This is a genomic window from Streptomyces sp. CT34 (assembly GCF_000805335.1).
Classification (GTDB): Bacteria; Actinomycetota; Actinomycetes; order Streptomycetales; family Streptomycetaceae; genus Streptomyces.
Genome location: NZ_KN708638.1, coordinates 6,907,979 through 6,925,637 on the forward strand (window position 1 = coordinate 6,907,979; position 17,659 = coordinate 6,925,637).

Sequence of the window (17,659 nt, forward strand, 5' to 3'; positions counted from 1 at the left end):
ACATCCAACGTCCTATGTGCAGGTGCGACGGAAGCTACTGCCGCGTGCGGACCGCGACAAGGAGCCCGCGTCGGTTCTCCGCGCCGGCGGCGGATTTCACTCTCCCGGGCCGGGAGCGATGCGCCGTGTGCGCCGCCCGGGGTGCGCGGGGGCGCGTACCGGACGGGTCACGGCCGGAGGACCACCTTGCCGAGATTGGCCCTGGCCTCGATGATCTCGTGCGCCTTCGCCGCGTCCGCCAGCGGCAGTTCGGCGTGTACCGCGGCCCGCAGCCGGCCGGATCCGGCCAGTTCCCACAGCTGCTCGCGGTGCTGTTCGTACAGCTCCCGGTGGACGGTCGAGAAGCGCCGCATGGTCAGTCCGGTGATGGTCTTCGCACCTGCCAGCAGTTCGTACGCCGGGACCGTGCCGCCGCCGGAGTTGAAGAAGACCAGCCGCCCGCCGGGCGCGACCGCGGCCAGTGCGCGCGGCAGCAGGTCGCCGCCGACGCCGTCCAGCACGATGTCGGCGGGCTCGCCCCAGGACTCCTGGTCGTAGGTCACCACCTCGTCGGCGCCCAGCCCGTACAGGAACTCCGCCTTGGCCGGGGAGCTGACCGCGGCCACCACCCGCGGCACCCCCTGGAGCTTGGCCAGTTGGACGGCGAGGTGCCCGGTGCCGCTGGCCGCGCCGGTGATCAGTACGGACTCGCCGGCGGCCGGTGCGGCGGTGCTGAGCACGGCGAGCGCGACATGCCCGCTGCGGACCAGGGCCACCGCCTGCACCGCGCTCGCGCCGTCCGGTATGCGACTGGCCAGGAAGGCGGGCGCGAGGGCGAGTTCGCCGTACGAGCCGGTGAGGGTGAGCGAGGTGACGCGGTCGCCCACGGCGAAGCCGCTGACCTCCGGCCCGAGTGCGACGACCTCTCCCGTGATCTCCCCGCCGAGCACCCCGGGCAGCGGCACCCCGCCGCCCTTCCCGTCGCCGCGCACCTGGCGCACCACCGGCAGCGTGACGCCGATCGCCTCGGTGCGCACCAGGAGGTCGCCGGGGCCGGGCACCGGCTCCCCGGTCTCCTCCAGGCGCAGGACCTCGGGGCCGCCGTAGGCATGGAATCGGACGCGGCGCATGGGCCGTCACCTCCACGGGAGTCGGTCGCACTCCGACCGGTTTCATTGGGTGCTCCAACAATAGCCGCAACCATTGGGTCCGCCAATGGTTTTCGTTGGGCGTCCCTATGTTGGCGCTTCCCATGAAACTCTCGCTACGGTGGCCCCATGGCCGACGCCCCCTATGCCCCCAGCCGTATCCGCGCCCTGCCCAGCTGGCTGCTGGGTCGCGCCGCCGCCCGCGGCCACCGGCTCGTGGCCGAGGCGCTCGCCACCGAAGGCATGCGGATGACGCATCACGCCGTGCTGTCCGCGGTCGCCGAACTCGGCCCGGTCTCCCAGGCCGAGCTCGGCCGGACGGTGGGCATCGACCCCAAGGACATGGTCGCGATCGTCAACGACCTGCAGTGCGACGGGCTGGTCACCCGTACCCCCGACCCCAGCGACCGGCGGAAGAACGCGGTCGGGATCTCGGCGGAGGGGACGCGGCGGCTGCGCCGTACCCAGCGGCTCGGCGACGCGGCGAACGCGGAGCTGACCGCCGCGCTGAGCGACGAGGAGCGGGCCCAGCTGATCGCGCTGCTGACCCGGATCGTGGCGCCGGAAGGCTGACCGGCCGGGCGGCCTCAGCCGGTGGTGGCCGCCGCGCCCAGGGCGAGCCGCTGCTCGCCCGCGTACACGTTCATGGAGGCGCCGCGCAGGAACCCGACCAGCGTCAGCCCGGTCTCGGCGGCCAGGTCGACGGCCAGCGACGACGGGGCGGAGACCGCGGCCAGGACGGGGATGCCGGCCATCACGGCCTTCTGCGCCAGCTCGAACGACGCCCGCCCGGAGACCATCAGCACACACGACGACAGCGGCAGCCGGCCGTCCTGGAGCGCCCGCCCGACGATCTTGTCCACCGCGTTGTGCCGCCCCACGTCCTCCCGTATGTCCAGCAGTTCGCCGTCCGCGGTGAACAGCGCGGCGGCGTGCAGGCCCCCGGTCCGCTCGAAGACGCGCTGCGCGGCCCGCAGCCGGTCGGGGAGGGCGGCCAGCGTCGCCGGGTCGATACGGAGGCGGTCGCCGGAGGGGGAGTCCAGTGGCCAGCGCGCGGTGGTGCGGACCGCGTCCAGGCTGGCCTTGCCGCACAGCCCGCAGGACGACGTGGTGTACACGTTCCGCTCCAGCGTGATGTCCGGGACCGGTACCCCGTCGGCCAGCCGGACGTCCACGACGTTGTAGGTGTTGGTGCCGTCTTCGGTGGCGCCCGCGCAGTAGACGATGGTGGCCAGTTCGTCCGCGCCCGCGAGGACGCCCTCGCTGACGAGGAAGCCCGCCGCCAGTGCGAAGTCGTCACCGGGGGTCCGCATGGTGATCGCCAGCGGTTTGCCGCCCAGGCGTATCTCCAGCGGCTCCTCGGCGACCAGGGTGTCCGGACGGGTGCTCACGGCACCGTCGCGGATGCGGATGACGCGGCGTCGCTCGGTGACCCGTCCCATGTCTGACCAGTCCCATTCGTCGGATTCAGTGCTGCGGCAGTGCGGGTGGCCGAAGCGACCCGCGATACGGAGGGTGCTGTGGTCACCGGGCTGTCGTGCGGTGCGGTGACCTCGGCGATCTCATTGTCCTGCACCGGGAGCGCGGGGCGGCGGTCGGCTCCGCGGCCGGCAGCTGCCCGACCGGCTCGGCGGGGGCGGAGCGCGGTCCGGACTGTGGAGCGCGGTCCGCGCGTCAGTAGACTGTAGACGATAACCAATCGCAGAGGGGGACCGCGATGCTGTCCACAGGGCTACCGCAGGGAACCGTGCCGAAGCTCGAACGCCCCGGCCCGCTCCGCGAGCGCGTCTACGAGGCGCTGCTCGAACTCATCACCACCCGTGCGCTCCGGCCCGGCCAGCACCTGGTCGAGAGCGAACTCGCGGGCCACCTCGGGGTCTCCCGGCAGCCGGTCCGCGAGGCGCTCCAGCGGCTGAACACCGACGGCTGGGTCGATCTGCGGCCCGCGCAGGGCGCGTTCGTCCACGAGCCCACCGAGGAGGAGGCGGACCAACTGCTGACGGTCCGTACGCTGCTGGAGGCGGAGGCCGCCCGGCTCGCCGCGGCGCACGCGGACGCGTCCGGGGTCGCGGAGCTGGAGAGGCTGTGCGAGCAGGGCGAGCGCGCCGTCCGCGACGACGACGTGGCCGCCGCGGTGGCGTGCAACGCGCAATTCCACGCCAAGGTCACGGAGTTGGCCGGTAACGCGGTGCTCGCGGAGCTGGCCGCACAGGTCGGGCGGCGGGTGCGCTGGTACCACACGCCGGTGGCCCGGCAGCGCGGCCGGCAGTCCTGGGCCGAGCACCGCGAGCTGATCGCGGCGATCGCCGACGGCGACGAGACGCGCGCCACCACCGTGATGCGCGCGCACACCGAGCACACCCGGCGTACGTACCACGAGCGCCCGCGCGACGACGCCTGACGGCGGGCCGGGCCGGACGGCTTTCGCGCCCGTCCGATCCGCGAGACCGGCACGAATCACTCGCCGCGGTCCGGGTAATGTGCAGGCGGTCACGCGGTACCGCATCGCGGACATAGCCCCACAACCGACCAGAAACGGCGAGACGTACATGAGCGAAGGGACAGCGCCGGCGGTCGGCGACGCCACCTCCGTCGCCGACCAGGCGGCCCGCGAGCGGCTGCGCTACCTGCGCGGCAGCATCGACAACCTCGACGCGGCGCTGGTGCACCTGCTCGCCGAACGCTTCAAGTGCACCCAGCAGGTCGGCGAGCTCAAGGCCCGGCACAGCCTGCCGCCCGCCGACCCGGCCCGCGAGGCCGCCCAGATCGAACGCCTCCGCCGCCTGGCCGAGGACGCCCGCCTCGACCCCGCCTTCGCCGAGAAGTTCCTCAACTTCATCATCGACGAGGTGGTCCGCCACCACCGCGCCATCGCCGACCGCACCAACGGGGAAAACGGGGAAGACCCCGCGCACGAGGCGGTGTGAGGGCTCCCGCAGGGCCGGGCGCCCCGCCGGGAGTCCTCCGGTGCCGGGCGCCCGGCCCGCCGCGTTCCGGCATCGCCGTTCAGAGCAACTCCCGGCTGACCGGGCGCGGATCGGGCGTGACGTCGCGGGTGCGGGGGTGTCCCGGCCGGTGGAGCAGGAGCGTGAAGACCGCCGCCACCATGGAGACGCCGCCGGCCAGGGCGTAGGCGCCGTCGTAGCCCCAGGCGGTGACCACCATGGAGCCGAGGCCGCCGCCGAACAGGCCGCTGATGATCTTTCCGCTGTAGACCAGGCCGTAGTTGGTGGCGTTGTGGTTCTCACCGAAGTAGTCGGGGGTCAGGGCCGCGAAGAGCGGGTAGCAGGCGCCGCCGCCGAAGCCGGAGAGAAGGGCGAAGACCAGGAACAGCCACTGGCTGTGGATCTCGCCGGCCCAGATCACGCCGAACTGCGCCAGCCCCAGGGCGACGATGACGCACACCAGCGTCGGTTTCCGGCCCCAGAGGTCCGACAGCCAGCCGACCACGGTCCGCCCGGCGCCGTTGACGACGGACATCACACCCATCGACGAGGCCGCCACCAGCGGGCCGAATCCCACCTCCTTCGCGAAGTCCACCTGGAAGGAGATCCCGAAGACGGAGACGCCGGCGGTCAGCACGACGGCGACCCACATCACCGGAAGCATGCCGCTGCGGACGGCCTCACCGGGCGTGAACTGCCGTGCCGCCGGGGGATTCCTCGCCGGGCCCGCCGCGCTCTTCCGGCCGCCGCCGAAGCCCGGCGGATCGATGTCCGCCGGCCACCAGTTCTTCGGCGGGTCCCTGAAGAACCAGGCGCAGCCCGCCACCACGATCAGCACATAGACCCCGATGAGGTCCAGCACCTCGGTGAAGTCACCGGTGTCGAAGCCGTAGTTGAAGAGGAAGACGAACGGCAGGGCGCCGTAGGCGAATCCGCCGTTGACGAACCCGGTCCGGGCGCCCCGGCGCTCCGGGAACCACTTTCCCACCATGTTGATGCAGGTGGCGTAGACGAGTCCGGAGCCGGTGCCGCCGACGACGCCGAAGCCGCAGATCGCCGGCACGACGTTGTCCAGATGCGCGAGGGCGGCGAACCCGAACAGGCTCAGCACCGCGCCGAGGAACATCGCCCGGCGGGCGGTGAGGATTCCGCGCTCCCGCAGCCAGCCGGCCGGAAAGGCGATCCCGGCCTGGAAGAACACCCAGACGCTCAGAATCCAGAAGGCGTCGCCCTGCGTCCAGTGGTGGGCGCGCGAGAGGGTGTCCTCGGCGGAGCCGTAGGCGTACTCGGACACGCTGATGGCCATCATCGCGATCCAGGGCAGATACACCATCAGTTTCCGCGACTGTCCGAGCAGTTCACGGTCGGTTTCGCCGACCCGGTAGACCCGGCCCCTGCCGTCAATGATCTCCCGGTAGGTGCGGCTGCCGCCTGAGGTGCCGTCCGGTGTGAGGTCGTTGACGTCGGTCATGTCGCCGCGGCCCGAATCCCCATCAGATCACCCCGTCCGCCTTCAGCAGCCGCAACTCCTCGTCGTCCAGCCCCAGTTCGCCCCCGTACACCTCTTCGTTGTGCTCGCCCAGCAGCGGGGAACGGCTGACCTCGACGGGGGAGTCGGACAGCTTCAGCGGTGAGCCGACGGTGGTGAAGGCGCCGCGCTCGGGGTGCTCGACCCGGACGACCATCTCGTCGGCGGCCAGCGAGGCGTCCTCGACGATCTCCTTGGTCGAGAGGATCGGTCCGCAGGGGATGCCGTGCGCGTTCAGCCGCTCCAGCACCTCCCACTTGGGCAGGGTGCTGCTCCACTCCTCGATCAGCTGGAACATCTTCGGCAGCCGGGGCAGCCGGGCCTGTGGCGTCGCCCAGTTCGGGTCCTCGGCCAGCTCCGGCCGCCCGATCAGCTCGGTGAGCGGTCGCCAGCCGACCGGCTGCACGATCACATAGACATAGTCGTTGGGCCCGCCCGGTGCGCACCGCACCGCCCACCCCGGCTGCCCGCCGCCGCTGGCATTGCCGCTGCGCGGCACCTCGTCGCCGAAGCGGGCGTTCGGATACTCCGTCAACGGTCCGTGCGCCAGCCGCTGTTGGTCGCGGATCTTGACCCGGCAGAGGTTGAGCACGGCATGCTGCATGGCCACCCTGACCCGCTGTCCACGGCCGGTCGAGGTCCGCTGGTAGAGCGCGGCGAGGATCCCGGCCACGCAGTGCACACCGGTCCCCGAGTCGCCGATCTGCGCCCCGGTCGCCAGCGGTGGCCCGTCCTCGAAGCCGGTGGTGGCCATCGAACCGCCCATCGCCTGGGCCACCACCTCGTACGCCTTGAAACCGGTGTACGGGCCCTCGCCGAAGCCCTTGATGCTGGCGTAGACGATCCGCGGGTTGATCTGCTGGATGCGTTCCCAGGTGAAGCCCATCCGGTCCACCACGCCCGGCCCGAAGTTCTCCACCAGGACATCGCTGCGGCGGATCAGCTCGGTCAGCAACTCCTTGCCGCGGGCGGTCTTGGTGTTGAGGGTGATGCTGCGCTTGTTGCAGTTGAGCATCGTGAAGTAGAGGGAGTCCACGTCCGGGATGTCGCGCAGCTGGCTGCGCGTGATGTCACCGGTGGTGGCCTCCAGCTTGATGACGTCCGCACCGAGCCAGGCCAGTAACTGCGTGGCGGACGGCCCGGACTGAACATGCGTCATGTCGAGGATGCGAATACCGTCGAGCGCCTGGGTCACGGCGGACTCCCTCTACTTGTACATGGTCTGGTTCATCGTTCCGGGGGCGTAGGCGTCCGGATCCACCCAGACGTTGATCAGCGAGGGCTTCCCGGACTCCCGCGCCCGGCGCAGCGCCGGCCCGATGTCCGCGGGGTGGCGGACCTCCTCGCCGTAACCGCCCAGCATCCGGGCGAACTTGTCGTAGTGCACATCGCCCAGGGTGTTGCCGACCCGCTCGCGCGCCGCGCCGTACCTGGCCTTCTGGCCGTAACGGATCTGGTTCATCGAGGAGTTGTTGCCGACGATGCCGACGAACGGGAGGTCGTAGCGGACCAGGGTCTCGAAGTCCCAGCCGGTCAGGCTGAACGCGCCGTCGCCGAACAGCGCGACCACCTCCTTGTCCGGCCGGGCCTGCTTGGCGGCCAGGACGAAGGGGATCCCGACACCGAGGGTGCCCAGCGGGCCCGGGTCCATCCAGTGGCCGGGCGACCTGGGCTGCACCACCTGCCCGGAGAAGGTGACGATGTCGCCGCCGTCGCCGATATAGATCGAGTCCTCGGTCAGGAAGTCGTTGATCTCGCTCACCAGCCGGTAGGGATGGATGGGGGAGGCGTCGGACCGCAGCTGCGGCAACCGCTCGTCCAGCGCGGCCTGTTCGGCGGCCCGCAGCTCGTCGAGCCACTCCTTGCGGCGGGGCGCGCCGCCGTTGACCCGGCCGGACGCGGCGTCGGCCACCGACGCCAGAACCAGCCCGGCGTCCCCGACGATCCCGAGGTCGATGTCGCGGTTCCTGCCCACCGTCCGGTAGTCCAGATCGATCTGCACCACCGTCGCGTCCGGCGACAACCGCTTGCCGTACCCCATCCGGAAGTCGAAGGGGGTGCCGACGACGACGAGCACATCGGCGTGGGCGAACGCGTACCGGCGAGACAGCTGGAAGTGGTGCGGATCCCCGGGCGGCAGCGTGCCGCGGCCCGCGCCGTTCATGTACGCCGGGATGTTCAGGCTCCGGACGAGATCGATGGCGGCGGCGGTGCCACGCGTCGTCCACACCTGGCTGCCGAGCAGGATCGCCGGCTTCTCGGCGTGCACCAGCAGATCGGCCAGCCGCGCCACGGCCTCGGGGTCGCCGGCCGAACGGGTCGAGGCCCGATAGCGCCCGGCCCGCGGGATCCGGGCCTGCGCGGCGGGCACCTCGGCGTCCAGCACATCGCGCGGGATCTCCAGGAAGGAGGGGCCGGGCGCGCCGTGGTAGCACTCGCGGAACGCCATCGAGACCATGTCGGCGACGCGTGCGGTGTCCGGGACGGTGGCCGCGAACTTGGTGATCGGCGTCATCAACTCGACATGCGGCAGGTCCTGGAGCGAGCCCATCTTGTGCTGGGTGCGGGCGCCCTGACCACCGATCAGCAGCATCGGCGACTCGGCGCGGAAGGCGTTGGCGACGCCGGTGACCGCGTCGGTGGTGCCGGGACCCGCGGTGACCACCGCGCAGCCGGGCTTCCCGGTGAGCCGGGCACGGCCGTCCGCGGCGTGCGCGGCGACCTGTTCGTGGCGTACGTCCACCACGTCGATGCCCTCGTCCACGCAGCCGTCGTAGATGTCGATGATGTGGCCGCCGCAGAGGGTGTAGATGACATCGACCCCCTCCGCCTTGAGCGCCTTGGCGACCAAGTGCCCACCGGAGATGAGGTCCTGGGCGTCCTGGGGCATGTGCATCGCTTCCCTTCCTGGTGCCGCGCAGGCGACAGCGACCGGACTTGCAGGAGATTGCATACAGTCGACGAATACTGTATGGTCCCGTTATCCCTCATCGGATCGCCGATGTCCAGCGGGCGCACGGCGCGCGCCGGCCGGGGCGCGGTACGGTCCGGACCGAGCCCCGGCGGCGGGGGTGGAGCGGTCGACACAGGGCCCGGCCGCACGCCCGGCCCGACGCCGCCCAACTCCTCGCCCCCATCGGCGCGTTCGGCGCGCTCCACCGGGGAACGCGCCGCCCGCCACATCGCCCGCCCCGTACGCGAGCCCCTGGCAGTCCGCCACCCCGTACGGGAACCCCCTGCCCACCGGTCGCCGCCCCCGGGTGGTCCCGCAGACCGCCCCGAGTGACACTCGCCATACCCGACGCCGCAACGGCCCGCGCGCCACCACACACCGCTACCGTCCAGTAACGCGGCTCCTCCGGGAGCCGCCGAGCGCCACCACCCTGCCCCTCCGGCCGTGCACCGAGAGTGGAGACACCCGATGGCACCCACCCCCGCAACCACCCCGACACTCGCCCTCAAACCCGGCACCTCCTGGCAGGACGCCTGGCAGCGCAGCCGGGCCGCCGCCCCCGAGGCGTTCCGCGACGACCGGGTACGCAACCTCTGGGCCGGCACCTGGCACGCCGACGGCGACCCGCTGCCCGCCGTCAGCCCCGTCGACGGCACCGCCATCGCCGGCCCGCCCCGCCTCGACGCGGACGCCGCGCTGGGCGCCGTCCGCGCCTCCCTCGACCAGCACCGCGCCTGGCGCCAGGTCCCGCTCGCCGAACGCAGGGCCCGCATCTCCGCCACCCTCGACGCCCTCACCGAGCACCGCGACCTGCTCGCGCTGCTCCTCGTCTGGGAGATCGGCAAGCCCTGGAAGGCGGCCCGGGCCGACGTCGACCGCGCCATCGACGGCGTGCGCTGGTACGTCACCGAGATCGACCGGATGCTCGCCGGCCGGTCCCCGCTGCCCGGCCCGGTCAGCAACATCGCCAGCTGGAACTACCCGATGTCGGTCCTGATCCACGCGATGCTGGTCCAGGCCCTGGCCGGCAACGCGGTGATCGCCAAGACCCCCACCGACGGCGGCCTGGTCTGCCTCACCCTCGCCTGTGCCCTGGCCGCCCGCGAAGGTGTCCCGGCCACCCTGGTCAGCGGCAGCGGCAGCGCCCTCTCGCCCGCCCTCGTACGCTCACCGGAGATCGGCTGCGTCTCCTTCGTCGGCGGACGCGACACCGGGGCCCGGGTCGCCACCGCCGTCGCCGACCTCGGCAAACGCCACATCCTCGAACAGGAGGGCCTCAACACCTGGGCCATCTGGAACTTCACCGACTGGCCGTCCCTCACCCCTCAGCTCCGCAAGACCTTCGACTACGCCAAGCAGCGCTGCACCGCCTACCCCCGCTTCGTCGTCCAGCGCGAGGCGTTCGCGGACTTCCTCGCCGCCTACCTCCCGGCCGTGCGCGGCGTCCGCTTCGGCCACCCACTGGCCGTCCCCGACCCCGCCGCCCCGCTCCCCGAGCTCGACTTCGGCCCTCTGATCAACGCCGCCAAGGCCAAGGAGCTCGCCGACCTCATCACCGAGGCGATCTCCCGCGGCGCCGTCCCGCTGCACCGCGGCACCCTCGCCGACGGCAACTTCCTGCCCTCCCAGGACACCTCCGCCTACCTCCCGCCCACCACCCTGCTGTCCCCGCCCCCGTCCTCCCCCCTCCACCACGCCGAACCCTTCGGCCCCGTCGACACCATCGTCCTCGTCGACACCGAGGCGGAACTCCTCGCCGCCATGAACGCCAGCAACGGCGCCCTCGTCGCCACGCTCTCCTGCGACTGCGACGAGACCTACGACCGCCTGGCACCGCAGATCCGCGCCTTCAAGGTCGGCCACAACAAGCCCCGCTCGCGCGGCGACCGCGACGAGCTCTTCGGCGGCTTCGGCAACTCCTGGCGCGGCGCCTTCGTGGGCGGCGACCTCCTCGTCCGCGCGGTGACCGAGGGCCCCGCGGACGAACGCCTCCCCGGCAACTTCCCGGACTACCACCTGATGCCGTAGGGCGGCCCCGGCACGGCGGGCCCGTGGTAGGCCCGGCCCCGGTGCGGCTGGGCCCCCGCCTCCCACCCGATCCGGGACCCCACCTCCTACCCCGATCCGGGACCCCACCTCCTACCCCGATCCGGGACCCCACCCGCTACCCGATCCCCTGCCGGTCGGGGGAGAGGGCGAACCGCCGTTCCGCCGTGGCCGGCACCGCACCCTCCACCGCCTCCACCAGGAGGGTGCGGTGCCGCACCAGCGGCGCCCGCCGCTCCTCCGGCGCGCGCAGCAGCAGATCGTCGATCCCGGCCAGGATCCGCCGCGTCACCTGCGGACTCCCCACCGCGCACCCCCGGATCTCGGCGAGCCTCAGGCCCACCGGATCCGCCCACCCCTGAACGGTCTGCGCCAGCCGCACCGCCCCCGCCGGTCCCGGTGGTGCACGGTGCCCAGCGGCCGTTCCACCACCGCCGCCAGAATCTGCACGATCCGGTCCAGGCACTGCACCGCGGTCGTCGGATCGTTCACCGCCGGCGACACCGCCCACAGCGCGATGTCCGACAACTGCCGCAGCCCCAGCCCCAGCCCCAGATCCTGGTGAAACGACCACTCCACCCCCACCGACACCGTGTACCGCAACGCCCGCCACGACGGCGCCGGCCCGCCGTGCACCGCCAGTACCGGAGTCCCCGGCATCACGAAGTCCCCGATCTTCGGAATCAGCCGCAGCACCACCCCCTACCGCCGCGCCGCCCCCACCAGCCGCGCCACATTCACATCCCGCACCACCCTGCCGACCTCCTCGTACACCACTCGCCCCGTCTCCCCGGGCAACCGCGTCGCACCACCGTCCCCACCATCCGCCACGTCTTCTTCGCGAACCGGTCCACCACCGGCCCCACCTGCATCAACCGCAGCGTGGCGGACACATACGCGATGAACAGCAGCGGACTCAGCACCACCAGCGCCAAGGTCAGCAGACTCTGCACCACCGGTACGGACACGGCCCCCCGCGCCGGCGTCTCGCTCTCACAGCACCACGGCCCCCATCAGCCCGACCGTCGGCGCGAACCAGAACGTGTCCCGCAAGTGCTCCGGAAACGGCGAAAGCGCCCGCGGCCTGCGCGACCCCACCTATCCCTCACCCATAAACGGACCTTATGTCCCGCACGGATACGCAGGTGAAAGGCACTCCGAAACCTTGGTATTGTTGTCCCTGTCGCCGCGGGCAACGCCCCGCGAAGAACACACCTGGTCCGGGTGGCGGAATGGCAGACGCGCTAGCTTGAGGTGCTAGTGCCCTTTATCGGGCGTGGGGGTTCAAGTCCCCCCTCGGACACACCTTCTGTATACGGTGCCCGCTTCGCGGGCAGGCGTAACTGGCACCCGCCTCGGGCTCCCGCCCGGGAGCGGGTGTTTGTTGTTTCAGGTCTCTCTTGCTCTTCTCCCTTCAGGGTCTGCAGAGGTTGCCACGGTCAGCCGAGAGTTACCTTGATCCTTTCTCCTTGCGGGGCGTCGGTAGTGAGAGTCTTTGCTTCTGGGTGATAGGTCAGGGTGGTGCCGTTAGCTCGGAGGTGTTTGACGGCATCGGCTTCGGTCGGCAGCTCGTCGCGGCCAGGTTCGGGGAGTTCTCCGTCGGTGGTGAGCCGGATGAGCAGGGCCGGCAGGTGCGGCAGGATGTGGTCCTCGCGGACATACGCATTCGCCGGCCGGCCGGGGACGGTCCGTCTGGCACTGGAGTGGCCGTGTCGACAGCGATACGCGGCGCGACGGGCCCAGCAGGACTCCATTCGACGGTCACACGCTGCGCAGCGCAACAGGCCAGCCAGCATATAGATGTGTTCCGGGGCTGTCGTCCTGGCCGCTCGGATGTGTTGCGCTGCGATGAAGTTAGCTTCGCTGACCAGCGCCGGGTGCGCGGGTTTGGTGGAGATGATCCAGTCCTCAGGGGCGTTCCAGCGCATCACGTCTCGGTGTCCCAGGCTGGTGTTGTGTGGATCGAGCAGTTCGTGGTCGGTGCGTTGCGGTTCCATACCTGTCGACCGGTGTAGCGCGGATTTTGCAGGATCGCGCGTACGGAGGTGAGGGACCACTGCTCGCCGGCGACGTGCCGATTGCGTTCCGGGTCGGCTGCTGCTGGGCAGGGGATGTCTGCGTCGTTGAGGGCCCGGGTGATGCGGGCGACGCTGTGCCGGGCCAGTCGTTGGGTGAAGATCCACCTGACGATCCGACCGTACTCGGGGTCGATGTCCAGGCGGTGGAGCCGGACCCCGCGGCGGGCAAAGGAGCGGTGGGGGTGCGGGCCGGCGTCCACCAGCCGGTAGCCGTACGGCGGCCGTCCGCCCAGATAGCGGCCCTGGTCGCGGGCCTGCACGGTCATCGCGCTGCGTACCCGGATCCGGGCGCGAGCGATCTCCCGCTTGGACAGGATCCCCAGGAGGATCATCAGTTCCTCTTGGCCGACGAGGTCGGTGTCGATGGCGCCGCCCAGCTCCGGTACCCACAGCGCTACGCCGTAGTGCTCGAAGAGCGGCGCCATCGTCGCGAACTGGTTGCCGTAGAAGGCCCGCTCACAGGAGCCGATGACGATCGCATCGAAATCCCGTTCGGGATCAGCCATGGCGATGAGCAAAGCGGCCGCTTCAGGGCGGCGTGACCATGGCAGCACTCTGCTGTGGCCGACGTCAAAGAACTCCGCTACCACTCGGCCGTATCCGGAGGTGACCGCCTGTGCTTGCAGCAGCTGCCAGGACCGCGAAGTAGCGGGATCCTGGTGGTCCTCGGTGGAGCCCCGGCCGTAGAACGCGAACCGCAGCCCCGGGGGCGTCTGGACCATGGCCGTGGATCGTGGCTGGCCATGCTCGTGCGCCCAACCCGCCAGCAGGCTGTGCGCAAGCGTGGTGTTGGGGGTGGAACCAGAGGGTGAAGCGTTCAACGGCATGCGTGCCACCTCCCTTCGGCTGCACCACTTCGTGCACGCTTGCGCGACCGTCCGTAACAGTCCGCCTGCACCACTGCTCCCTCTGTGGGGCTGGATACTCTGCGCGACTGAGGTGAGGGGCGCCAGCGTCCGCTTGAGCGTTCTTTCAGCTATGGGCGGGATACCCAGCGGGTGAGGGAATGTCACCAGCGCACAGGCGCACGAGACGAGCGCATGGAGACCGCCACCGCCTTCTGGACCCGCGTACAGGCGTTCTTCATCACCTGTGGCATCACCGTCGAACAACGGGGTCCGACCGCGCCCCCAGGAGCAATGCTCAAGACCTGTGGATCGACCCGGGGAAGACGTACCTTCCCGGGTGATTGATCGATAGGTCACCGAGCAAGACCGGTGTTCGCAGCACCGGCCGGGAAGGCACTCCGTTCTCAGCGCAGTGAACGACGACGGCACCACCGCCAACGGCTCCTCCCTGATCGACGAGATCGTCCGGGAAGGCGCCAGAAGGATGCTGGCCGCCGCGCTGGAAGTCGAAGACAACGCCTATATAGCCGAGTTGGCTGACCAGCGTGACGAGAACGGCCGACGGCTCGTGGTCCGCAATGGGCACCACCAGCCTCGCAAGGTCACCACCGCGGCTGGAGCGGTCGAGGTGAAGGCCCCGCGGGTGAACGACAAGCGCACCGTTGCCGAGACCGGCGAGCGCAAGCGGTTCTCCTCCGCGATCCTGCCGCCGTGGTGCCGCAAGTCCCCGAAGATCAGCGAGGTGCTGCCCCTGCTGTATCTGCACGGCCTGTCGTCGGGCGACTTCGTGCCCGCGCTGGAGCAGTTCCTCGGCTCCACGGCCGGTCTGTCGGCGGCGACCGTCACCCGGCTCACCCAGCAGTGGCAGGCCGACCACGCCGCGTTCGGCGAGCGCGATCTGTCGGGCAGCGACTACGTCTACGTCTGGGCCGACGGCATCCACCTGCGCATACGCCTGCGGGAAGCGAAGTCGTGCGTCCTGGTGCTGATGGGGGTGCGCGCGGACGGCACCAAAGAGCTGATCGCCATGGCCGACGGCTACCGCGAATCGGCGGACTCCTGGGCCGACTTGTTGCGGGACTGCCAACGGCGGGGCATGCGTGCTCCCGTCCTCGCGGTCGGTGACGGTGCCCTGGGCTTCTGGAAGGCCCTGGCCGAAGTGTTCCCCGACGCCCGCCATCAGAGGTGCTGGGTTCACAAGATCGCCAACATCGCGAACGCCCTGCCGAAATCCGCACGGCCCGGCGCGAAAAAGGCCTTGCAGGAGATCTACAACGCCGAGGACCGCGACCACGCGCTCAAGGCCGTCGCGGCGTTCGAGAAGGCATACGGCGTGAAGTTCCCCAAGGCCGTCAAGAAGATCACCGACGACGTGGACGAGCTGCTGGCGTTCTACGACTTCCCTGCCGAGCACTGGATCCACCTGCGGACCACGAATCCGATCGAGTCGACCTTCGCCACCGTCCGGCTGCGCACCAAGGTCACCCGCGGGGCCGGCAGCGCGGCTGCCGCCCTGGCCATGGTCTTCAAGCTCGTCGAGTCCGCCCAGGCTCGATGGCGGGCCGTGAACGCGCCTCACCTCGTCGCCCTCGTCCGCGCCGGAGCTCGCTTCGAACGCGGCCACCTACTCGAACGCCCCGAGCCCCTCGTGGCATGACCGCAAATTTCGCAGGACCGGCACCGCCCCACCCCGGTCTGTGGTCGGACCGGGGTGGGGCGGTGCCGGCGTCGACTGACGACCAGCCATCGAAACGCGTCGAAGCGGCGCAGTCAGCGTTGCCAGAGGCCGACTCGGTTGCCATCAGGATCGTGAAACACGGCCATCTTCCCAAGTCCGGGGATCTCCCAAGGGGGAACCGCACAGCTGCCACCGAGCTGCTTGGCCCGCTCGAGGGCTGCTTCGAGGTCGGCCACCGGGAAGTACATCACGAGACCTACGGGGTGGGGACTGTCCTCCGTTGCCTGACCGATACCGCCGGCAACTCCCTCCGAGGTCACCGTCAAGCCGTAGTTCATCGACTCATCGACTTTGACCTCCCAGCCGAAGAGCTCTCCGTAGAACTCGCGGGACTTCGCGGCGTCCGTGGCAGTGACGTCGAACCATGCGGGCGGCTTACTCAGCATTGTCCTCCCAATGCGGTGGTACGTGTGAGCTTTCACTACTTGGACTGCCGAACGAGCCGAATCTCATCGGTGCCCTCGGTGAGATGACTCTCATCCACTTGCCGTGCAGCACAAAGGACGGATGCAGCAGGTACAGACGATCAACCAAACCACAGGTATTGATAATTGCTCCGCCCCCCAGCGCGCCATGTGCCGCATGATCAAGGAAGCCAACAGCCTCGGCCTCACCGTCCGCTTCGACCCCATCGAGGCAGCATAAACACCCCACAGCCCCCGCCCCGATGACCAGGGCTCATGCTCTATTTTCGGACCAGTCCCGCCATAGACGATGGATGGCCGTGGGCTGGTCTGTCCGCTGATCTGAGGCGTCGACTCTGCCGCGCCCGGTGGTGCGCAGGGGTCTGAGGTGAGCCTTTGGCTCTTCTATTCTGTTGAGAACGCAGCCATGACGAGACGGGGGAGCGATGCGTTACTTGCGGTATGTATCAGAACACAAGGTCCGAGCAGTGCTCCCCGGAGCAGTCGACCCAGTGGTGCCCCGGCTCAACGGCTCAGTGACGGTTTTGCCGGGTGTGAAGGTGGAGGTAGCGCACCCAGGCCCGGGGGAAGACGGCGATCCTGGCTTGCTCTCGGAACGGGAGCTGGAACGGGCGATCGGCCGCCTGGAACGGTATGACGACATCCTGGACCTGAAAGAGCCCGAGCTGCGTCGGAACTGGTGGATACGGTTCGACCTCGACATGAGCGAGCGGACAATGCATGAGGACAGCAGCCTGCTCCCCGACGATGTCGCAATGTTCGCTGGGACTGATCCAAGGCCCGGCGGCCGGTATGGGAGGGAGACCAACCTCCTGCTGTGCGGGTCGATCCGCCACCTCCGTGCGACCGCTGCCTCGGGCGGCCGTATGGGCTCCGACACGGGCTGGTTCCACGAGGTCATCCTGGAGCTGACTCGCCGTGAGGAAGAGGGGGTGTGCGTCATTCCAGAGTTCCTGGAACACCTCGTTCCCACACGGTGCGCTAATGCCATGGAGTCCGCCCCCTACTCCGTGTTCAGGATTCTCGATCGCGAGTATCCGCCGCACACTCGTGGTCGCCTGCGGGGGCTCGCCAGCGTTCTGATGGATATCGACTTCCGGGAGGGGCGCTCACGTCTCGTCGTGGCGACGCCCCTCTACGTAGAGGCGGTGCCTCGGCGTCCTCCGTCCAAGCGTTGGTGGAAGAGGAAGCTCCCCGCTGACCGGGTACACGACTGATGCGTCACTCCCTGTCGAGCCGGCCGGCTTCGAGGAGTTCCTGACGCGCCTGGTCGCGAACGTCAGCGAGTACCCCGTGGAGCTTATCCTTCTGGGCGTAGAACTCCCGTCCGACGTCTTGGGCAAGTTGGTTGTTCTCGCTGGAAAGCCGCAGGGCGGCCCTCCCATCCCTGACAAAGGTCGCTGACGTGCCACGGAACTTGTCCAGTAGATCGCGTACTTCGCGACTCCAATAGATTTCGGCCCAAGCGATATCGACAGGGATGCGCAAGGTCTCCCACGGCCACTGGTCCAGCAGTAGCTCTGACCTCGCGGCCTCGTCCTCCTTCGAGGTCACCGTGCCGGCCCACACCTCGTCAATCGTCCGGGAGAGCTCCCTCAACCAGCGCGCGAGAACGTTGTACGCCTCGGTCATCCGTGCTTGCGCGCGCTCAGCATGCTCGGCCCTGTACTTAAGCGCTTGCTGCTGCTCTGCCAGCCGCAGCTGAGCGGTGATGGTGCGCTCCAGCACCGTGACATCCCGCTCGGACTGCTGACTTGCTCCGGTGTACCCGAGCCATGTGCCCACGGCGAGCAGGAAGAACGTGCCGACGGCACTCCAGATCTGTGAGCTTGTAGATAACATCGGATCAGGATGCCGGGCACAGGGAGGCTTGGGCAATGCGGCTGATCGCGCGATGGACACCAGCCGACATCGGATGAGAGCAGGACGCGGCGCCGCAGTATTCTGAGGCCGGTGCGCCCACGCTTCAGT

16 protein-coding genes, 1 tRNA gene and 1 pseudogene are annotated in these 17,659 nt (G+C 69.9%); 8 read left to right on the top strand and 10 right to left on the bottom strand.

Annotated features, from left to right (window positions below):
* Positions 1-167 precede the first annotated feature (167 nt).
* Entirely contained in the window at positions 168-1,109 is a 942-nt protein-coding gene (locus tag RZ84_RS30150) for a quinone oxidoreductase family protein (RefSeq protein WP_043267449.1), read from the bottom strand.
* A 147-nt stretch (positions 1,110-1,256) separates the two neighbouring features.
* Here RZ84_RS30150 and RZ84_RS30155 point away from each other — a divergent pair, with 147 nt between their 5' ends.
* Entirely contained in the window at positions 1,257-1,700 is a 444-nt protein-coding gene (locus RZ84_RS30155) for a MarR family winged helix-turn-helix transcriptional regulator (protein WP_043267451.1), read from the top strand.
* A 14-nt stretch (positions 1,701-1,714) separates the two neighbouring features.
* On the opposite strand, the gene fdhD is transcribed toward RZ84_RS30155, so the two are convergent.
* On the bottom strand, positions 1,715-2,569 hold the full coding sequence (fdhD, locus tag RZ84_RS30160; RefSeq protein WP_043267453.1) for a formate dehydrogenase accessory sulfurtransferase FdhD: 855 nt from the start codon (positions 2,567-2,569) through the stop codon (positions 1,715-1,717).
* Between the two features lie 275 nt (positions 2,570-2,844).
* Between fdhD and RZ84_RS30165 the strand changes: the two genes are divergently transcribed.
* Together RZ84_RS30165 and RZ84_RS30170 are read left to right on the top strand one after the other, a co-directional pair.
* On the top strand, positions 2,845-3,528 hold the full coding sequence (locus RZ84_RS30165) for a GntR family transcriptional regulator (RefSeq protein WP_078894349.1): 684 nt from the start codon (positions 2,845-2,847) through the stop codon (positions 3,526-3,528).
* A 148-nt stretch (positions 3,529-3,676) separates the two neighbouring features.
* Positions 3,677-4,054 (top strand): chorismate mutase, encoded by a 378-nt coding sequence (locus RZ84_RS30170; RefSeq protein WP_043267458.1) that lies wholly within the window; start codon positions 3,677-3,679, stop codon positions 4,052-4,054.
* Positions 4,055-4,133: 79 nt separating this feature from the next.
* On the opposite strand, the gene RZ84_RS30175 is transcribed toward RZ84_RS30170, so the two are convergent.
* Genes RZ84_RS30175 through RZ84_RS30185 form a run of 3 tightly spaced genes read right to left on the bottom strand, consistent with a single transcriptional unit; the run spans position 4,134 to position 8,490 of the window.
* Entirely contained in the window at positions 4,134-5,543 is a 1,410-nt protein-coding gene (locus tag RZ84_RS30175) for an OFA family MFS transporter (protein WP_043267460.1), read from the bottom strand.
* A 22-nt stretch (positions 5,544-5,565) separates the two neighbouring features.
* Positions 5,566-6,795: a formyl-CoA transferase gene (frc, locus tag RZ84_RS30180; RefSeq protein WP_043267463.1), complete on the bottom strand. Its 1,230-nt coding sequence runs from the start codon at positions 6,793-6,795 to the stop codon at positions 5,566-5,568.
* 12 nt (positions 6,796-6,807) lie between these two features.
* Positions 6,808-8,490 carry a thiamine pyrophosphate-binding protein gene (locus RZ84_RS30185; protein WP_043271248.1) on the bottom strand — a complete coding sequence of 561 codons (1,683 nt, stop codon included), beginning with the start codon at positions 8,488-8,490 and terminating at the stop codon, positions 6,808-6,810.
* Between the two features lie 531 nt (positions 8,491-9,021).
* On the opposite strand from RZ84_RS30185, the gene RZ84_RS30190 reads away from it, so the two are divergent.
* Positions 9,022-10,581: an aldehyde dehydrogenase family protein gene (locus RZ84_RS30190; protein ID WP_043267466.1), complete on the top strand. Its 1,560-nt coding sequence runs from the start codon at positions 9,022-9,024 to the stop codon at positions 10,579-10,581.
* Between the two features lie 136 nt (positions 10,582-10,717).
* Here RZ84_RS30190 and RZ84_RS30195 read toward each other — a convergent pair.
* Positions 10,718-11,697, bottom strand: a pseudogene (locus RZ84_RS30195) (DUF2254 family protein).
* Between the two features lie 120 nt (positions 11,698-11,817).
* Between RZ84_RS30195 and RZ84_RS30200 the strand changes: the two are divergent.
* Positions 11,818-11,902 (top strand) — tRNA-Leu (locus RZ84_RS30200).
* A gap of 136 nt (positions 11,903-12,038) precedes the next feature.
* On the opposite strand, the gene RZ84_RS41920 is transcribed toward RZ84_RS30200, so the two are convergent.
* Both RZ84_RS41920 and RZ84_RS41925 read right to left on the bottom strand, forming a co-directional pair.
* Positions 12,039-12,527 carry a recombinase zinc ribbon domain-containing protein gene (locus tag RZ84_RS41920; protein WP_241777923.1) on the bottom strand — a complete coding sequence of 163 codons (489 nt, stop codon included), beginning with the start codon at positions 12,525-12,527 and terminating at the stop codon, positions 12,039-12,041.
* Positions 12,527-13,399: a recombinase family protein gene (locus tag RZ84_RS41925; RefSeq protein WP_241777924.1), complete on the bottom strand. Its 873-nt coding sequence runs from the start codon at positions 13,397-13,399 to the stop codon at positions 12,527-12,529. The genes RZ84_RS41920 and RZ84_RS41925 overlap by 1 nt, the downstream gene beginning before the upstream one ends.
* 538 nt (positions 13,400-13,937) lie before the next feature.
* Between RZ84_RS41925 and RZ84_RS30210 the strand changes: the two genes are divergently transcribed.
* A complete protein-coding gene (locus tag RZ84_RS30210) occupies positions 13,938-15,182 on the top strand; it encodes an IS256 family transposase (RefSeq protein WP_078894350.1) in 1,245 nt (414 codons plus the stop codon).
* Between the two features lie 113 nt (positions 15,183-15,295).
* Here RZ84_RS30210 and RZ84_RS30215 read toward each other — a convergent pair whose 3' ends face one another.
* On the bottom strand, positions 15,296-15,649 hold the full coding sequence (locus RZ84_RS30215; protein WP_043267468.1) for a VOC family protein: 354 nt from the start codon (positions 15,647-15,649) through the stop codon (positions 15,296-15,298).
* A 121-nt stretch (positions 15,650-15,770) separates the two neighbouring features.
* On the opposite strand from RZ84_RS30215, the gene RZ84_RS39300 reads away from it, so the two are divergent.
* Positions 15,771-15,908: a hypothetical protein gene (locus tag RZ84_RS39300; RefSeq protein WP_157878951.1), complete on the top strand. Its 138-nt coding sequence runs from the start codon at positions 15,771-15,773 to the stop codon at positions 15,906-15,908.
* A 205-nt stretch (positions 15,909-16,113) separates the two neighbouring features.
* Positions 16,114-16,905, top strand: a complete 792-nt coding sequence (locus RZ84_RS35300) for an SAVMC3_10250 family protein (RefSeq protein WP_277816889.1) — start codon at positions 16,114-16,116, stop codon at positions 16,903-16,905.
* Positions 16,906-16,909: 4 nt separating this feature from the next.
* Here RZ84_RS35300 and RZ84_RS30225 read toward each other — a convergent pair whose 3' ends face one another.
* A complete protein-coding gene (locus RZ84_RS30225; RefSeq protein WP_043267470.1) occupies positions 16,910-17,530 on the bottom strand; it encodes a hypothetical protein in 621 nt (206 codons plus the stop codon).
* Positions 17,531-17,659 lie beyond the last annotated feature (129 nt).